Source organism: Flavobacterium sp. T50_26, from assembly GCF_057652995.1.
The window spans coordinates 13,101-30,923 of record NZ_JBYFCC010000003.1 but is presented as its reverse complement, the minus strand read 5'-3'; the positions used below and the strand labels follow the sequence as shown (position 1 = coordinate 30,923).

Here is a 17,823-nt window from a genome sequence, read left to right as displayed (position 1 = left end):
AATTCCTTTCAAAAAGTTGCAATAAATTAAGTACATTGCCATTGTATTTTAGTTTATAAACGGCAAATGCTAACTTCATTATCTATAAAGAATTACGCCTTAATCGAAAAATTATCTATTGATTTTTCAGATGGTTTTTCTATTATAACCGGTGAAACTGGAGCTGGTAAATCAATACTCTTAGGAGCATTAGGCTTAGTTTTAGGAAAAAGAGCAGATTTATCTTCGCTAAAGAACAAAGAAGAAAAATGTGTAATTGAAGGACATTTTTCTATTTCAAATTATAATTTAAAAGATTTTTTTGAAGCAAATGATTTGGATTACGAAGACCAAACCATTATTCGTAGAGAAATTTTACCATCCGGAAAATCAAGAGCTTTTATCAATGATAGTCCGGTTAACTTGAATGAGTTAGTAGAATTAGGCGAATTTTTGTTAGATATTCATTCGCAACATCAAACAAGAGAATTAACAGAAGAGTTGTATCAGTTTCAAATTATTGATGCTATTTCTTTCAATCAATCACTTCTTGACGATTATTCTAAAATTTTAAAAATTCACAAAAAACTAAAAGTTCAATTAGACGAAAAAAAGCAGCTTTATGCCAATGCTTTGAAAGAACAAGACTATAATTCTTTTCTATATAATGAATTGGCTGAAGCTAAATTGGTTGAAGATGAACAAGAAGAACTAGAATTGCAACTTGAAAAATTAAGTAATGTTGAATTAATCAAAGAACAACTTGAGAAAAGTTTAGCATTGGCAGACGGTGAACAGTTTGGATTGTTGGTTAATTTGAAAGAATTTAAAAGTACCATTCAAAGAATAAGTTCCTTTTCTACTGATTATGCTCAACTTTTTGAACGTGTGGAAAGCCTTTCAATCGAATTAAAAGATGTTGTAAACGAATTGAATGTATTGTCAGAATCCGTCGTTAATGATCCGGAACAATTAATTTTAGTCAATCAAAAACTGCAAACGATTTATAATTTACAGAAAAAACATCAAGTTAATTCAATTACGGAATTATTGCAAATTCAAAATGAATTAGAAGGCAAAGTAATTTCTGTAACTTCGTTAGAAAATGAAATTAATGAAATTCAATTGCAACTTGAAAAAAATGAAGCAGAATTGAATAATTTTGCCTTAAAAATTCATACCAATAGAGAAGAAAGTATTCCAAAATTAAGCGAAATGTTGATTGATATTTTGAATCAGCTCGGAATGCCAAATGTCCGATTTAAAATTGAAGTTAATCTTTCAGAATCATTTTATTCTAATGGAAAAGATACTATTCAGTTTCTAATTTCTACCAACAAAGGTTCCGATTTTGGTTTACTGAAAAAAGTGGCTTCTGGAGGAGAAATGTCTCGAATTATGTTGGCTGTTAAAGCTATTTTGGCGAATTATTCCAGTTTACCAACGCTTATTTTTGATGAAATTGATACGGGTGTTTCAGGAGAAATAGCTAATAAAATGGGCGATATTATGAAAGGAATGAGTTTAAAAATGCAAATTTTCGCGATAACTCATTTACCACAAATTGCAGCCAAAGGAAAATCGCATTATAAAGTTTATAAAACTGATACAGGAGCACAAACCAGTTCCGAAATAAAATTATTAAGCAGAGAAGATAGGGTAGTGGAAATAGCACAAATGCTATCCGGCTCAACTGTATCAGATTCAGCTTTAAATCATGCAAAAGCATTATTGAACTAAAATTTTAATTATATTTGAAACATCAATACAAACTAAAAGAAGACCACTATGTATAATTTATTAAAAGGAAAAAGAGGAATAATTTTTGGAGCTTTAGACGAAAATTCTATTGCTTGGAAAACAGCAGAACGAGTTCACGAAGAAGGCGGAACTTTTGTACTAACAAACGCTCCAATTGCAATGAGAATGGGAACAATCAATCAACTGGCAGAAAAAACCGGTTCGCAAATTATTCCGGCTGATGCAACTTCTTTAGAAGATTTAGAGAATTTAGTAACTAAAGCAACAGAAATTCTTGGTGGAAAATTAGATTTTGTTCTTCATTCAATTGGAATGTCTGTTAATGTAAGAAAAGGAAACCATTATACAAATCAAAATTACGATTTCACTCACAAAGGCTGGGATGTTTCGGCTGTTTCTTTTCATAAAGTAATGCAGGTTTTATATCAAAAAGATGCTATGAATGAGTGGGGAAGTGTAGTAGCTTTAACTTATATGGCAGCTCAACGTGTATTTCCTGATTATAACGATATGGCAGACAACAAAGCCTATCTAGAATCAATCGCCAGAAGTTTTGGTTATTTCTTTGGTAAAGATAAAAAAGTGCGTGTAAATACCATTTCACAATCGCCAACGCCAACCACAGCTGGTCAGGGAGTTAAAGGTTTTGATGGATTTATAACATATGCCGACAAAATGTCTCCGCTAGGCAATGCAACTGCATTAGATTGTGCAAACTATACTGTAGCTATGTTTTCAGATTTAACAAAACGAGTTACTTTACAAAATTTATACAATGATGGAGGCTTCTCAAATATGGGCGTTAGTCAGGATGTAATGGAATATTTCACAAAAGAATAGTAATTTTTTACATTTTAACTTATTAAACAACACTTATAATTTTTTTATAGGTGTTTTTTTTATAATTTTATAGTCCTAATATTAAATCAAACAAAATATGAAAAAAATTACATTATTATTTTTAATGATGGGAACTTTTGCCTTTGCACAATTTCCGGCTCCCTATTGCGGGCCAATTGCTTTTACAACTGCTGTTGAGCCAATCACTTTAGTTAATTTTGCGGGTATTAATAATGCTTCAAGTAATGTGGTTGCCGGAGCAACTGCTCATGAAGATTTTACGTCGGTTTTAGGAGCTGTAACAGCGGGTAATTCTTATACTGTAACTTTAAAAGGAAATACTGCAGGACCTTACACTAATCGATTTATGGTTTTTGTAGATTGGAATCAAGATGGTGATTTTGCCGATCCAGATGAGTCTTACCAAATAGTACAAACAATCTTTACTTCAACTGGTTTAGATGCTGTACAAGCTACTCAATCACTTTCAATTCCTGCCACAGCTATTGCAGGAACAACAAGAATGAGAGTGAAAAAGATTTTTGCAGAAGTAGATTATACTAACCCTTGTCTTGGTACAGCTTATGGACAAGTTGAAGATTATTCGTTAGTAGTAACTGCATCTTCTGATTGTACAGGTACTCCTGCACCCGGCGATACTGTTTCATCAGTAACATCTGTTTGTGGTAGTATTCCATTCAATTTAAGTTTAGAAAACAACGTTGCTGCCGCAGGAATTACTTTCCAATGGCAAGTATCAACCAACGGAGTTGATTATTCAGATATTGATGGAGCAACTAATGCAACATATACTGCAACTCAAAATGCAGCATCTTACTACCAGTGTGTTGTTACTTGTGGACCTTCAACTTTGAGCGGAACAAGTACTCCTGTTATGGTAGGTATTAATCCTGGCGTAGATTGTTATTGTACTCCTGCTTATACAAATGGTACAGCAGATGGCGACTTGATTTCTAATATTGTTATTCAAGGAACTTCATTGTCAAATAATTCTGGTTCTACCCCAGGAGGAGCTTCTTATACATACTACACAGGTCAACCTAATTATACAGCAGAATTACAGGCTGGAAATTCTTATGATGTTGAAGTAACAGTAGGTACATTTGGAAACCAAAATATTGCTGTTTGGATAGATTATAATGATAATGGTGCATTTGAAGCTTCTGAAAGAGTTGGTTTTACTACAGCAGCTATTGCTGGCGAAGGAACTGCTACTTTTACTATTACACTTGCATGTAATCCTCCACTTGGAACTCATAGAATGAGAGTAAGAGATGTTTTTGCTTCAGCAGGAAACACTATAGATCCTTGTACATTATATGGTTATGGAGAAACTGAAGATTATGATGTTACTGTAACATCAGCTGTAGCTTGTCCACAGCCAAGTAATTTAGCTGTAACTAGTCTAACTTCATCATCAGCTATTTTAGTTTGGACTACCGGTTGTGCTGAAACATCTTGGGATGTTCACGTTACCGAAGCTGGTGGCGGTGCTCCAACAGGTGAACCATCTAATCCAGATGCAGTAAGTCCTTTAGAATTAGATAGTTTAATGCCGGATACAGCGTATGAATTTTATGTAAGAGCTAATTGTGAGGGAGATGGATTTAGTTTGTGGTCTGGACCTTTCGTATTTACAACTTTAAGTATTGCACCTGATTGTGCAACAGTTATTTTCCCAGCAGATGGTGCTGTAGATGTACCGGTTGGAACAGTTCCTTTTTCATGGGAACCAGCTTCAACAGGAGGAGCAGCAACTTCACATGAAATGTTTTATGGCTTAACTCCGGATACAGTTACTACTTCAGTTGGTGTTTTTACAGATACAACCGTGGATATAGATTTATCAGGATATGATACAACTTTTTATTGGATGATTGTACCTATGAATTCAGGAGGAGAAGCTATGGGTTGTGCCATTTGGTCCTTCACAACAGTTGAGGCTCCAGGATATTGTTTAAATGGTACTTTGTTCCCAGATGCATCTTATGGTCCAGAAACTTGTGATGGAACTACAGAAAACATAGTTGTTAACAATGCTTATGCAGGTGAATATTCAAATATTTTAGTTGAAGCAGGTCAAACATATTCATTCAATAGTTCTATTGCTACAGATTTTATTACTATTGGATCAGAAGATGGAACTACACCAATTGCTTACGGAACTACGCCTTTAATTTGGACTTCGGATGTAACGGGTACTGTAAGATTTTATATTCACTTAAATGATAATTGTGAATTAGAAGAAGTTGATCGTATTCGTACAATTATTTGTGGTGAATCTTTGAGTACTGCAACATTTGACAATAACAATTTTAAATTTTATCCAAACCCAGTAAAAGATATATTGACTATTTCTAATGAATCGTCAATTTCTACTGTAAGTATTGTTAATTTGTTAGGGCAACAATTAATCTTCAAATCGATTAACGCAAACGAAAGTCAACTTGATTTATCAACGTTATCTGCTGGAACCTATTTAGTTAAGGTTAAAACAGAAGATAATCTTGAAAAAACAATCAAGATTGTGAAAAATTAACAAAACTATTAATTTTCTAAAAAGACTATTATTCAATTGAATAATAGTCTTTTTTTTATTCGTATTCATAACATTTTTGTGTTAATATTCTTAAAATCGATTTATTGTGAGTGCTTCTGTTTTTTTCTAATTAAGTTTGTTATTATTAAAAAATAGTAACAAAGAATGAAAAAAATTACATTATTATTGACATTATTGCTATCCTTTTGCATTAATGCTCAGATTTCAATCGGTGTAGGAACCAACGAGACGCAAGGAACTCCATTTGATCCTTATTTCGGGTATTCGTACTCGCAAAGTATTTATTTAGCATCAGAAATCAATGCAAACGGAAATATCACAGCTCTTCAGTGGTATTACAGCGGAATTTCTGATTTATCAAACAATCAAGATATCAAAATTTATCTTGGACACACATCTAAAACCGTTTTTACATCAACAACAGATTGGGTAACTCTAGCCGGATTAACTCAGGTTTACGCCGGAGGAATTGTAGTATCTGGACCAGGATGGGTTACGTTAACTTTTGATACACCATTTCCATACAACGGAACAGATAATTTAGTTATCGCTGTTGATGAAAACAGGGATGGATATAATGTTTCAGATGATGATTTTTATAACTCAAGTGTTTCAGGAAACAGAAGTATATTTTATAGAAGTGACTCTATAAATCCGGATCCTGCTGCACCAGTTGAAGGAACTCTACAGGCATTTATCCCAACTTTAAAACTAGAAGGAATTGCTCCTGCTTGCTTAAATCCAACAAATTTATCAGTTTCAAATATTACAACAGAATCAGTTCAAATTCAGTGGGCAGATCCTTCTGAAACGTTAACAGATTTTGAATTTGTTGTTCAAGAAGCCGGAACAGGTGAGCCAACTGGTTCAGGAATTTCTGTAGAAGGTTTATCTACAACTTATAATCAAATATTACCATCAACTGCATATGAACTTTATGTTAGAACAAATTGTGGTGATGATGTTTTTAGTACTTGGGTAGGTCCAGTTACGTTCTTTTCTGCATGTGTTCCGTTTTCAGTTCCTTATTTTGAAGGTTTTGAAACGGGTTATTCCAACGCAACTACTCTATCTGGTTGTTTTTCTCAAGAATCTATTGCCGGGGATGATAGCAATTGGGTAGCCAATAACACTGCAGTAGATTATAACAGAACTCCACGAACAGGAAATTGGAACAGTAATTTGCGTTATGGAAACGAAGATTGGTTATTTATTCCATTGCAATTAGTGGGCGGAACTGCCTATCAATTAGAGTTTTTTGCAAGACAAGATGGTGCAACTCCAGCAAATGCTTCTGTTAAAGTAAGTTATGGAATTTATGATAATGCAGCTGCAATGGTAACGCCTATTGTTTCTGAAACAGGTTTAATAAATGGAGATTATCAACAGTTTATAGGTTTTTTTACTCCTGAAACAGATGGTGTGTATTACGTTGGAATTTATGGAAAAATGAATTTTTCACCTTGGTATATTTCACTAGATGATATTTCTATTGAAGTAGCTCCTGCTTGTCCTGCTCCAACAAGTGTGGCAGCTAATAATGTAACTTCTAATAGTGCAGTTTTAACATGGAACGGCGTTTCGGATAATTACGAATATGTTTTAAACAATTCTGCTACCACTCCAACAGAAGGAACTTTAATTTCTGAAACAACTTATGAGGCCGATTCGTTAGATGGAGAAACTACTTACTACTTTCATATTAGATCAGAATGTGAAAGTGAATGGGTAACTTTATCCTTTACAACACTTCCTAACCCACCAAGTAATAACGAATGTGTAGATGCTACCTCATTAGAAGTAGGTTCCGTTTTTGAAGATAATGTTGTTGCTTCTACAACTGCTGCAGCCACAAATAATTCCTCAAATCCAGTTCCGGATTGTGGAGCACTTAATTTTGCAACCACAGGAAAAGACGTGTGGTTTTCTGTTGTTGTGCCAGATACAGGCTCAGTTATTGTAGAAACGCAATTAAATGATGGTCTAACAGATACAGCAATGGAAGCTTTTTCAGGAGCTTGTAATGATTTAACGTTAATTAGTTGTAATGATGATGTGCAAATAGGCGTACTTAATTCAAGACTTACTTTATCAGATCTTACTCCGGGCGAAACTATCCTTGTTCGAGTTTGGGGTTACAATGGTTCACAAGGAACATTTGAAGTTTCAGCTTATGATGAATCGTTAAGTGCTCCAAGTTTTGATGATGCAAGTTTTGCTTTTTATCCAAACCCAGTAAAAGATGTTTTAAACTTGTCTTATATTTCTAGTATTTCTAGTATATCTGTAATTAACCTTTTAGGGCAAGAAATGATTACTAAAAATATTAATGCTAATCAAAGCGAAGTTGATTTGTCTACATTATCTGCTGGAACTTACTTAATTAAAGTAACAACCGAAGATAATCTTGAAAAAACAATCAAAATTGTGAAGCAATAAATTAGATTTGCAGAATTTTCAAAAGCCATGCACTTCGCATGGCTTTTGTTTTTTTAAAGCCGTATATTTGTTAAAATTTAGAAATGTACTTTTCAATAATCATACCCGTATATAATCGTCCTGATGAAATTGACGAACTTTTAGAAAGTCTTGTTGTTCAGGATTATAATCCTCCATTCGAAATTGTAATAATAGAAGATGGTTCTATAATTGATTGCAAAAATGTAATTGAAAAATATTCAGATAAATTAAATATAAGTTATTTCTTTAAACCAAACTCAGGTCCCGGAGATTCCAGAAATTTTGGAATGAGTAGGGCAAAAGGAAACTATTTTATCATCTTTGATTCCGATTGTATTATTCCTAAAAATTATCTTTCAGAAGTAGATTTGGCTTTAAAAAATAATTTCATCGATTGTTTTGGTGGTCCTGATAAAGCTTTGGATTCATTTTCAGATGTTCAAAAAGCAATCAACTTTACTATGACCTCTTTTTTAACAACTGGCGGAATTCGAGGTGGATCAGAAAAAATTGACAAGTTTCAACCCAGAAGTTTCAACATGGGAATTTCTAAAAGAGCCTTTGAAGCTTCTAACGGATTTGGAAATATTCATCCCGGTGAAGATCCTGATTTATCCATCCGATTATGGAAAATGAATTTTGAAACCAGATTAATATCTTCCGCTTATGTATATCATAAAAGAAGAATCGATTGGAAAAAATTTTATAATCAAGTTTCAAAATTTGGAAAAGCCAGACCAATTCTAAATAGTTGGTATCCTGAATACAGTAAACCAACTTTTTTCTTTCCAACTTTATTCATGATTGGTTTGTTTTTGGCCTTTACGGCTGCCTTGTTTTTAGGGTTTTTCTTTCCATTGATAATGTATGCATTTTATTATCTTCTTTTGTTTTTTACAGCATCCTACTGTAACAAAAGTGTTAAAATTGGGTCTTTATCATTAGTAGCGGCTTTTATTCAGTTTTATGGATATGGCTTAGGGTTTTTAAAATCATTTGTATTAATACAGTTGTTAAACAAAAATCCAAAATTAGAATTTCCGGAATTGTTTTTTAAATCTCTTGCAAATGACTAAAATTATAGGTTTAACTGGCGGCATTGGCAGCGGAAAAACAACCGTAGCTAAAATGTTTAGAGACCAAGGAATTCCCATTTACATTGCCGATGATGAAGCTAAAAAAATAATGGAATCTAACGAAATTATTAAGCAAGTTCAAGAAGCTTTTGGAAAATCTGTTATAGTTGATTCAAAAATAGATCGTGCTAAATTGGCAAATATTGTTTTTCAAAATCCTGAAAAGTTAGAACAACTCAATAAAATAGTTCATCCGGCTGTTCAAAAGCATTTTAAAGATTGGTTAAAAAACCACACTACAAGTTCATTCGTAATTAAAGAAGCTGCTATTTTGTTTGAAACAGGAGGTCATAAACAATGTGATAAAGTAATAACAGTGGTCGCTCCACAATTGTTAAGACTGGAAAGAGTTGTTTTGAGAGATAATTCAGACAAAGAGAGTGTTTTACAACGAATTAACAATCAATGGAGTGATGAAAAGAAGATTTTGTTGAGCGATTTTGTCATTGAAAACGTTGATTTAGAGAAAACTAAAGCACAAGTTCAAGATATTCTTAAAGTATTAAATAAAATTTAAAAAAGACACATGATGTTAATGTTTGGTTAATCTATTAACAATACAAATGTTAAAATCTTAATTTTGTAGAGATGAATAAGGTTTTGTTTAGGGTGCTTGTAGTTTTAATGAGTTTATCGCTCATTGGTATAATTTTTGTACAAGTATATTGGTTCAATTCTTCATTAGAAAATAACCAAGAACAATTTAAATTTCATGTAAAACAAGTTCTGGGAAATGTTTCTGATAATTTAAAAAAACAGGAAATACTGGCTTTTGTTGATAAAATAAATCAATTTAAAGATAGTACAGGTTCCGATAAAGTTGTTGATACAGATTTTTTAGAGTTTGGTTATTATGAACGAAACTCGCAAACAAACGAAACCATAATTTATTCAAATAGTATTAATTCGCAAGATTTTACTATTTCACCCTCGTTCTTTGATAAAAAAAGAGACAGTCTGAAAATAAAAAGTTTTTCATCAAAACGAAAAACTGAAATTTATCACAACGGAATTGATAAATCAAACTTACAAAATTCAACAACTCCGGATTACAAGATGGAAAAATCCGGTAATTTGGAAATCTTAGATAAGTTGTTATATGATTTATCATTCAATGATATTGCCTTAACATATCCTATTCAAAGAAGAATTTCAAAAGAAAAATTACAAGAACTCTTGCAACGTGAACTTAAAGAATATGGTGTAAATACTTCTTTTGAATTTGGAATATATAGTAATGGTTTAGCCACAAAAGTTAGATCAGATAATTTCAAATTTAATAAAAACGATACCTATAGCATTCCTATTTTTACAGATAATGAAGGAATGAGTAAATATCAATTATTAGTAAGTTTTCCAGAAAAAAAGAAATTCATTTTTTCTGATTTAATAGGTATTGCAATGCTTTCATTGGTTTTCACATTAATCATAATTATCGCATATTCCAATGCGTTAAATCAATTATTCAAGCAACGTCAGATTTCTGAAATAAAAACAGATTTCATCAACAATATGACGCATGAATTCAAAACACCAATTGCCACTATTAATTTGGCTTTAGACGCAATAAAAAACCCTAAAGTAATAGAAGATAAAGAAAAAGTACATCGCTATCTTCAAATGATACGGGACGAAAATAAACGAATGCATGCTCAAGTTGAAAATGTATTACGGATTTCAAAACTCGAAAAACGAGAACTTGAAATTAATAAAGAGCCACTCGATGTAAATGATATAATTAACGATGCAATTGACCATGTTAGTTTGATTGTTGAAGATAGAGAAGGAACAATAAATAAACATTTTCAAGCCAGCAGAACAACAGTATTGTTAAACGATGTACATTTTACGAATGTATTTGTTAACATGTTAGACAATGCAGTAAAATATTCGCCGGAAAAACCAATCATTGACATTTATACAGAAAATATAAAAGATTTTCTAATCATAAAAATCAAAGATCACGGAGCCGGAATGAGTAAAGTTGCTCAAAAAAGAATTTTTGAAAAATTCTATCGCGAGCACACCGGAGATATTCACAACGTGAAAGGACACGGATTAGGCCTTGCCTACGTAAAAAGAATAGTAGAAGAACATAACGGACAAATTTCCGTTGAAAGCGAAAAAGGAAAAGGAAGCACATTCAGCATTAAATTGCCACTAATAAATTAAATACCACTAAATATAAATTAACCTATGGAAGCAGAAAACAAAAAGATTCTTTTAGTAGAAGATGATCCAAATTTTGGAGCCATACTAAAAGATTACCTGATGCTAAACGATTTTGAAGTCGTTTTAGCCAAAAACGGAATGGAAGGATTCGAGAAATTCAAAAAAGACACGTATGATTTGTGTATTTTGGATGTCATGATGCCTTACAAAGATGGCTACACCCTAGCCAAAGAAATCCGTGAAAAAAACAAAGATGTGCCTTTAATCTTCTTGACAGCAAAGTCAATGAAAGAAGATGTTTTAAAAGGCTACAAAGTTGGTGCCGATGATTACCTTAATAAACCTTTTGATTCAGAAGTTTTATTGATGAAAATAAAAGCCATCATGCAACGCAAACAGTCTGAAAGTAAAACAGATAACTTAAAATTTGAATTCCAAATCGGAAAATTCCATTTGAATTCTAAATTACGTTTTCTAACATTTTCTAATGATGAGCCAATTAAATTATCTCCAAAAGAAAATGAATTGCTAAAAATGTTAGCCCTTCATGAAAACGACTTAATGCCACGTGAATTGGCGTTAACCAAAATTTGGAGAGACGATAACTATTTCACTTCCAGAAGTATGGACGTGTATATCGCCAAATTAAGAAAATATCTTAAACCGGACGAAGACGTAGAAATCCTCAACATTCATGGCGAAGGTTTCCGTTTAGTAATCAAAAATAAGGTTACTCAATAAAGTAAAAGCTCTCAATTTTGGGAGCTTTTTTTTTGAACCCAATCCAGCTTTCCACTACAAGATTTTGGGCAAAAAAAAAGAATTCTACAAACCAAAAAGAGCTTCCTCTGGTCGCTTTTTTGCTTTAAGAATTCTAGATTTTTTTGCCCAAAATGCTTTCCGTTGCAATCTGGGGTAGGGCTATGTGCTATATTCCAATTTCAAAGCAAAACTGGTTTTTCCATTTTTGGTAACACTCACCAATTCCGGATTTTCTTCTTTAGAAGCCACAATTTCAACTTCATCGTATAAATGTAATTCCCGCAAAAAATTCATATCAAACGCCTGAATCTTATTCTTTAAAATCACTTTCGGATTTATACAATCCAAACACCATTCTAAATATTTTACATTATTGGCGTGATTCACAATATCCAAATCAGAAAGTAAAATCGATTTACTTTTCAAAAATTGATAGTCAACATTCAAATTAATTTTATCAAAAGTTTGAGCAGTTGGTAATTTTTCCGGAAAAAATGTAAAATGTTCAAAAGGTAAAGCTAACGCTTGTGGTTTTCTTAATTCGGTATTCAACACGACCCAAAAAGTGAGAGCACCAACTATTTTTTTATCACCAACATACAATTCCAACGCTCTCACCGAACGAGAATCATGCATTTCAACAATCCACGTTTTCACGGTGACAATGTCTCTCCATTTTGGTAAATCGGTCACTTCCACTCGCATCCGACTCAAAACCCACGCTTGATGAAATTCCTGCATATCACTAAAACTCAAGCCGCCTAACTCGGCATGAAAACCAGCGGTTAACTGCAAAAGATTGCACAATTCCGTGTGTTTCAACTGACCATTTGGATAGCATTGAACGAAATTAATTTCCCATTTTTTAGAAAATTCTGAGGTAAAATTGGGTGAAATTGGCATGAAAATGATTTTAGAAAAATTTTAAACCTAAAGATACTTGAATAGAATTTGATTTACCAAAATAATCTTCAAAATCGGGATGTGTATTAATTTTAAAACGATTCGAAATATAATACAACCCAACAAAACCTCCAAAATGAGGAGAAAATGTATAATCAGAATACAAACCGATTCTAAATTCTGTTCCGTTTTGCGAATCTATCCTGCGGTCTCTTGTTCTCATTCGTAATGTTGAAGAACCTAACCCAATTACGGGACTAAAGTTGAATTTTTCGGTCACATTTACATCATAACTAAGTAATCCATAAGCCGAATAGTAAGTGTTAGTGCTTATTGTTCCAATTAGATTTTCTTTTTCCACTTCATAGGGAATATAATCTCCACCAAATCCTAATCTAAAATTTTTATATTTTGGCAAGAATAAATGTCCGCCAAAACCAACACTTGAAGAGTAAGCATCTGAAAAAGCATTATCACCTTGATGAAAGGGTTTGAGAACATAAATTCTCCCAACTGGTTTTATTTTTAAACGATCTTGAGCCTCAATTGAAAATGAAATGAAAAAGAGTATAAAAATGCTTGCTTTAAAGAATTTTGTAGGTCTCATCTTTAATAAATTAATTGATAGTTTATACTTTCATTTTCAACACTTATCGGAATTGAAAAATATTCAACTGAAGCCGGATTTACACTAAAATCAGTTAATTTGTATGTGAGATTAAAAGTTTGATTTTTTAAAATTGAGATAGGATAGAAGTACCAATTTAAAGGATCATCCTCATATTCGGGATTATAATCTATCACAAGTTCAGGGCGAATAGCATTAATGGCTAAATCGCTTAAAGCAATTTGTGAAGAAGTTTGAATAATTTCTAAATTTAAATTTGTGATTCTATCTTTTTTTGTCAATCCATTTGAAATAGGGGATAGTTTATAATTAGTAAAATCAGATTTTAAAATTCTAACAAACTCTAGTTTTTCATATATTTCTTTAGGATAAATCTCCAAACTAATTAAATCTGAATCCGATTTTGGTGCGGGAAAAGCAGCTAAAATTTTTCCTTCATTATCACTAAAACCTGTAGAAATTGTTTCGGTATCATAACCATTTGTTACAATTACTTTAAATGGAATATTTTTTAATGGAGTTCCGTCATCAATGTCTTTAACAACAGTATCAATAATCAATCTTGTTTCGCCATCGTAATAAATTTCGCAACTATTGAAGGTGAAAATAATAAATAAAAACAGCAATTTTTTCATACAAAATATTTTTATCAAGATGACTTTATTTTAATTTGGTTGCTTTATTTTCTGATTAATTTTTGAAATAATTTCATCTAAATCTGTTTCAAAATCAAACCACATTACATTTTCAGTTCGTTTAAACCATGTTAATTGTCGTTTGGCAAAACGTCGCGTGTTTTTTTTGATTTCTTCAATTGCGAATTCCAAAGTTGTTTTCCCATCAAAATAATCAAATAGTTCACGGTAGCCAACAGTTTGCAATGCATTCAACTGTTTATTTGGAAATAAATTTTTGGCTTCATCCAACAAACCATCGTCAATCATTAAATCAACTCTTTGATTAATTCGATTATACATAATTTCTCTATCGGCTTCCAAACCAATTATAATCGGAACAAAATTTCGTTTGTTTTTTTTCTGATTCAAAAATGAAGAATAGGGTTTACCGCTTCCTAAACAAACTTCCACAAAACGCATCATTCGTTGCGGATTTTGTAATGTTTGCGGGTTTTCGATGCTTATTTTTTCAAAATAAATTGGATCTAATTCTTTCAATTTTTTCTGTAAATAATCCAATCCGTTTAAATCAAATTCTGTTTTAATCTGTTCTCTGATTGTTGAATCAATATCCGGAAAATCATCAAAACCTTTCAAAATCGCATCTACATACAAACCTGATCCACCAACCATAATTTGAATGTTATTTTTTTGAAACAATTCATCTAATTTTAAAATGGCATCTCGTTCAAAATCGCCAACCGAATAATTTTCAAAAATCGATTTATTTTGAATAAAATGATGTGGAGATGCTTTCAATTCATCATCTGTTGGAACAGCGGTACCAATTTTCATTTCTTTATAAAACTGACGACTATCACACGAAATAATTTCGCAACCAAAATGTTGAGCTAAAGCAATACTTAAAGCGGTTTTGCCAATAGCGGTTGGACCAATAATCGTTATAAGAAAATTTGAATTTGTCAAGGTCAATTATTTACGAATGTTCGTCTAATTCATTTCCGCAGTTGTAGCAAAATTTTGAATTTTCCGGATGATCATCTTTTCCACAACTCATACAATGATGACGTTTTGCTTCCAAACCGCGTTTGTATTCTGATTTTGCAATTTCAGCAGTTACAATTCCGGTTGGAACTGCAATTATTCCGTAACCCATTATCATTACTAGTGATGCAATAAATTGACCTAACGGAGTAACAGGTGTAATATCACCAAAACCAACCGTGGTTAAGGTTACAATACACCAATAAATACTAATTGGAATACTAGTAAAACCGGAGTCCTTTCCTTCCACCACATACATTAAAGAACCAATCAGAATACAGCTAATCAAAATAAAATACATAAAAGCAACAATTTTTCCTCTGCTGGCTATCAGTGATTTTCGTAATTGTTGCGACTGTCCGGAAAAATGAGGGTGATTTAAAATTTTGAATAAGCGAAGTAATCGTAATGCTCTGATAATGACAAATAAATGAGAACTAGCAAAGAAGTAAGACAAATACATCGGAAGAATAGCAATCAAATCTATGATTCCGTAAAAACTCAGAATATAACGTCTGGGTTTATCAATACAAATTATCCGAAGAATGTATTCGATACTGAAAAAAACGGTGATAATCCATTCTAATAAAACTAATTGATTGTGGTATTTGATGTCAAAACCCTCAACGGTTTCTAACATAACAAGCACAACACTGAGCAGAATTAAACCTAAAAGAATAAGGTCAAAAAGTCTACCAGCTACTGTGTTTGTACCATAAATGATGATATGGGTTTTCTGTCTGAAAATTTCATATTGTGATTTAGTTTCTCTCATAACGACAACATATTATTCAAAGATAAAGAAATTAAAACGTAACAATCTTCATCACTTTGTGATTTCTCAAGTAACCTTGAATAATGTTTTTAGTATCTCGATTGTTTTGCATTGGTATAATGATGTTTCGAAGTACTTCAATATTTGTAATTTGATAATTTAAATCATAAAAACAATAGCCTTTATAAATTCCGTTTTCAATTAAAATTGCTGAACGTTCTTCCAAGCTTCTGCCTCGATCGATAACGACCATATTTTCATTGTCAAATTGGCTGGCTTCAATAAATTCTTCGACTCTGGAATTGTATTCTTCCGGTGAAATTTCTCCAATGCAAGCTCCGTCACATTCTTTTATTTTATATTGAAAACAAGCATTTTTGGTTTCATATAAGCCATTAATTTTTTGACACAAGTTGTATTTTTCAGTAATTTTAAACAAGGCCGTTTTTCCTTCTTGAATGGATGCAAAGGAGGTTATTTCTTTTTTACGTAAATCGGTTTTTTGAAGCGAAAGTCTCAAATAGCCATTTTCATCTTTACTTGAATACAAAGCCCATTGAAAAATGGTTTTTCTTTGTGCTCTATTGTAAATTGGTTTATTTATTTTGATTTCTTCGCTTTCTTTTAAAAGTGCAATTAAATCACTACCTGTTTCTTCATAAGTAACCGTATAAACTTCAAATTGAATTTTTTTACATTTGCTGCTTGTTCCCGTAAAGTGCTGGTTTACACGTTTTTTTATGTTTTTACTTTTTCCAATATAAATCAAATCGCCTTTTTCGTTATGGATGTAATAGATTCCCGTTTTGGAAGGAAGACTTTCAACTATATCTAATAATTTTGGAGACATCCCGGATTTAATTTCCGTTTTTACCAAACTTTTCAAGATTTCTTTTTCAACATCTTGAGCTAACAGCATTTTGAATAATTTTACAGTTGCCATTGCATCTCCACTTGCCCGATGTCTGTCGGCCATTGGAATTCCGAGTGCTCGAACCAATTTTCCTAAACTATACGATGGATGTCCGGGTAATAATTTTTTGGATAATTCAACGGTACAAAGCGTTTGTTTTTGAAATTTAAAACCTAATCGTCTGAATTCGGTTTGTAAAATTCTATAATCAAACGAAGCATTATGAGCCACCACAATGCAACCTTCGGTTATTTCAATAATGCGTTTGGCTACTTCATAAAACTTGGGAGCCGAACGAAGCATGGCATTATTAATACCGGTTAATTTTACCACAAATGGCTGAATCGGAATTTCCGGATTTACTAAACTAATGAATTGATCCACAACCTCGTGACCATCAAATTTATAGATGGCGATTTCGGTGATTCCTTCTTCGTTAAATTGACCTCCGGTGGTTTCTATGTCTAGGATTGCGTACAAATCAGTTGTCGGTTATCGGTTATCTGTTTTATGGAATTGGTACATTTTTAAATTGGCACATTAGCGAACGCCAAAGATACTACTTCCAATTCGAACCATGTTACTTCCGCATTCGATAGCGAGTTGATAATCGCCGCTCATTCCCATGGATAAAGTGGTCAGTTGGCAGTTGTCAGTTGTCAGTGGTTTGTGCTGATCAAAAATGCTTTTCAAATGTAAAAATTCACGTTTAATTTGCTCTTGATTTTCGGTAAAAGTAGCCATTCCCATCAAACCAACAATGCAAATATTTTCAAAGGTTTTAAATTCTTCCGAAGTCAGTAACTCAGATAATTCTTTTTCATCTAAACCAAATTTTGTATCTTCTTTTGCAATGTGAATTTGCAATAAACAATCCACTTTTTTTCGCCATTTTACAGCCAAACGATTAATTTCTTTTAATAATTTCAAACTATCCACACCATGAATTAAACTTACATACGGAATCATATATTTCACCTTATTCGACTGAACGTGACCAATCATGTGCCACTGAATGTCTTTGGGCATTTGTTCCCACTTTTCAGTCATTTCCTGAATTTTGTTTTCGCCAAAAATGCGTTGCCCGGCGTTGTAAGCTTCCATCAAATCAGCAACCGGTTTCGTTTTGGAAACGGCAACTAAGGTTACGTGAGGTGGAAGGGAGGATTTTATGTTTTGTAAATTGTTTTTTATTGACATTTTTTAATTTTTATCAGAACACAGATTTAAG

At 32.4% G+C, this 17,823-nt stretch carries 15 protein-coding genes; 8 read left to right on the top strand and 7 right to left on the bottom strand.

Annotated features, from left to right (window positions below):
* Window positions 1–66 precede the first annotated feature (66 nt).
* From recN to AC23MC_RS02310, 8 genes are all read left to right on the top strand, one after another.
* The gene (gene recN, locus AC23MC_RS02345; protein WP_487566824.1) at window positions 67–1,719 is read left to right on the top strand and encodes a DNA repair protein RecN; all 1,653 of its coding nucleotides are present in this window, start codon (window positions 67–69) and stop codon (window positions 1,717–1,719) included.
* Between the two features lie 48 nt (window positions 1,720–1,767).
* A complete protein-coding gene (locus tag AC23MC_RS02340) occupies window positions 1,768–2,580 on the top strand; it encodes an enoyl-ACP reductase FabI (RefSeq protein ID WP_487566823.1) in 813 nt (270 codons plus the stop codon).
* A gap of 97 nt (window positions 2,581–2,677) precedes the next feature.
* Window positions 2,678–5,140 (top strand): GEVED domain-containing protein, encoded by a 2,463-nt coding sequence (locus AC23MC_RS02335; RefSeq protein WP_487566822.1) that lies wholly within the window; start codon window positions 2,678–2,680, stop codon window positions 5,138–5,140.
* A gap of 165 nt (window positions 5,141–5,305) precedes the next feature.
* Complete coding sequence (locus AC23MC_RS02330) at window positions 5,306–7,600, top strand: T9SS type A sorting domain-containing protein (protein WP_487566821.1); 2,295 nt, start codon at window positions 5,306–5,308, stop codon at window positions 7,598–7,600.
* Window positions 7,601–7,683: 83 nt separating this feature from the next.
* On the top strand, window positions 7,684–8,697 hold the full coding sequence (locus AC23MC_RS02325; protein ID WP_487566820.1) for a glycosyltransferase family 2 protein: 1,014 nt from the start codon (window positions 7,684–7,686) through the stop codon (window positions 8,695–8,697).
* A complete protein-coding gene (gene coaE / locus AC23MC_RS02320; RefSeq protein ID WP_487566819.1) occupies window positions 8,690–9,274 on the top strand; it encodes a dephospho-CoA kinase in 585 nt (194 codons plus the stop codon). Before AC23MC_RS02325 ends, coaE begins: the two co-directional genes overlap by 8 nt.
* Window positions 9,275–9,345: 71 nt before the next feature.
* Window positions 9,346–10,929, top strand: coding sequence for a sensor histidine kinase (locus AC23MC_RS02315; protein ID WP_487566818.1), 1,584 nt, complete (start codon window positions 9,346–9,348; stop codon window positions 10,927–10,929).
* A gap of 24 nt (window positions 10,930–10,953) precedes the next feature.
* Complete coding sequence (locus AC23MC_RS02310) at window positions 10,954–11,670, top strand: response regulator transcription factor (RefSeq protein WP_487566817.1); 717 nt, start codon at window positions 10,954–10,956, stop codon at window positions 11,668–11,670.
* 180 nt (window positions 11,671–11,850) lie between these two features.
* Here the strand turns inward: AC23MC_RS02310 and AC23MC_RS02305 are convergent, their stop codons facing one another.
* The 7 genes from AC23MC_RS02305 to AC23MC_RS02275 are packed head-to-tail and all read right to left on the bottom strand — an operon-like array spanning window position 11,851 to window position 17,792.
* Window positions 11,851–12,594 carry an acyl-[acyl-carrier-protein] thioesterase gene (locus AC23MC_RS02305; RefSeq protein ID WP_487566816.1) on the bottom strand — a complete coding sequence of 248 codons (744 nt, stop codon included), beginning with the start codon at window positions 12,592–12,594 and terminating at the stop codon, window positions 11,851–11,853.
* A gap of 10 nt (window positions 12,595–12,604) precedes the next feature.
* On the bottom strand, window positions 12,605–13,201 hold the full coding sequence (locus tag AC23MC_RS02300) for a hypothetical protein (protein ID WP_487566815.1): 597 nt from the start codon (window positions 13,199–13,201) through the stop codon (window positions 12,605–12,607).
* A gap of 2 nt (window positions 13,202–13,203) precedes the next feature.
* The gene (locus AC23MC_RS02295) at window positions 13,204–13,857 is read right to left on the bottom strand and encodes a hypothetical protein (protein WP_487566814.1); all 654 of its coding nucleotides are present in this window, start codon (window positions 13,855–13,857) and stop codon (window positions 13,204–13,206) included.
* 30 nt (window positions 13,858–13,887) lie between these two features.
* Complete coding sequence (miaA, locus tag AC23MC_RS02290) at window positions 13,888–14,832, bottom strand: tRNA (adenosine(37)-N6)-dimethylallyltransferase MiaA (protein WP_487566813.1); 945 nt, start codon at window positions 14,830–14,832, stop codon at window positions 13,888–13,890.
* 4 nt (window positions 14,833–14,836) lie between these two features.
* The gene (locus AC23MC_RS02285; RefSeq protein ID WP_487566812.1) at window positions 14,837–15,679 is read right to left on the bottom strand and encodes an ion transporter; all 843 of its coding nucleotides are present in this window, start codon (window positions 15,677–15,679) and stop codon (window positions 14,837–14,839) included.
* Window positions 15,680–15,710: 31 nt separating this feature from the next.
* On the bottom strand, window positions 15,711–17,072 hold the full coding sequence (locus AC23MC_RS02280) for an exonuclease domain-containing protein (protein ID WP_487566811.1): 1,362 nt from the start codon (window positions 17,070–17,072) through the stop codon (window positions 15,711–15,713).
* A gap of 60 nt (window positions 17,073–17,132) precedes the next feature.
* Complete coding sequence (locus tag AC23MC_RS02275) at window positions 17,133–17,792, bottom strand: YggS family pyridoxal phosphate-dependent enzyme (protein WP_487566810.1); 660 nt, start codon at window positions 17,790–17,792, stop codon at window positions 17,133–17,135.
* Window positions 17,793–17,823 lie beyond the last annotated feature (31 nt).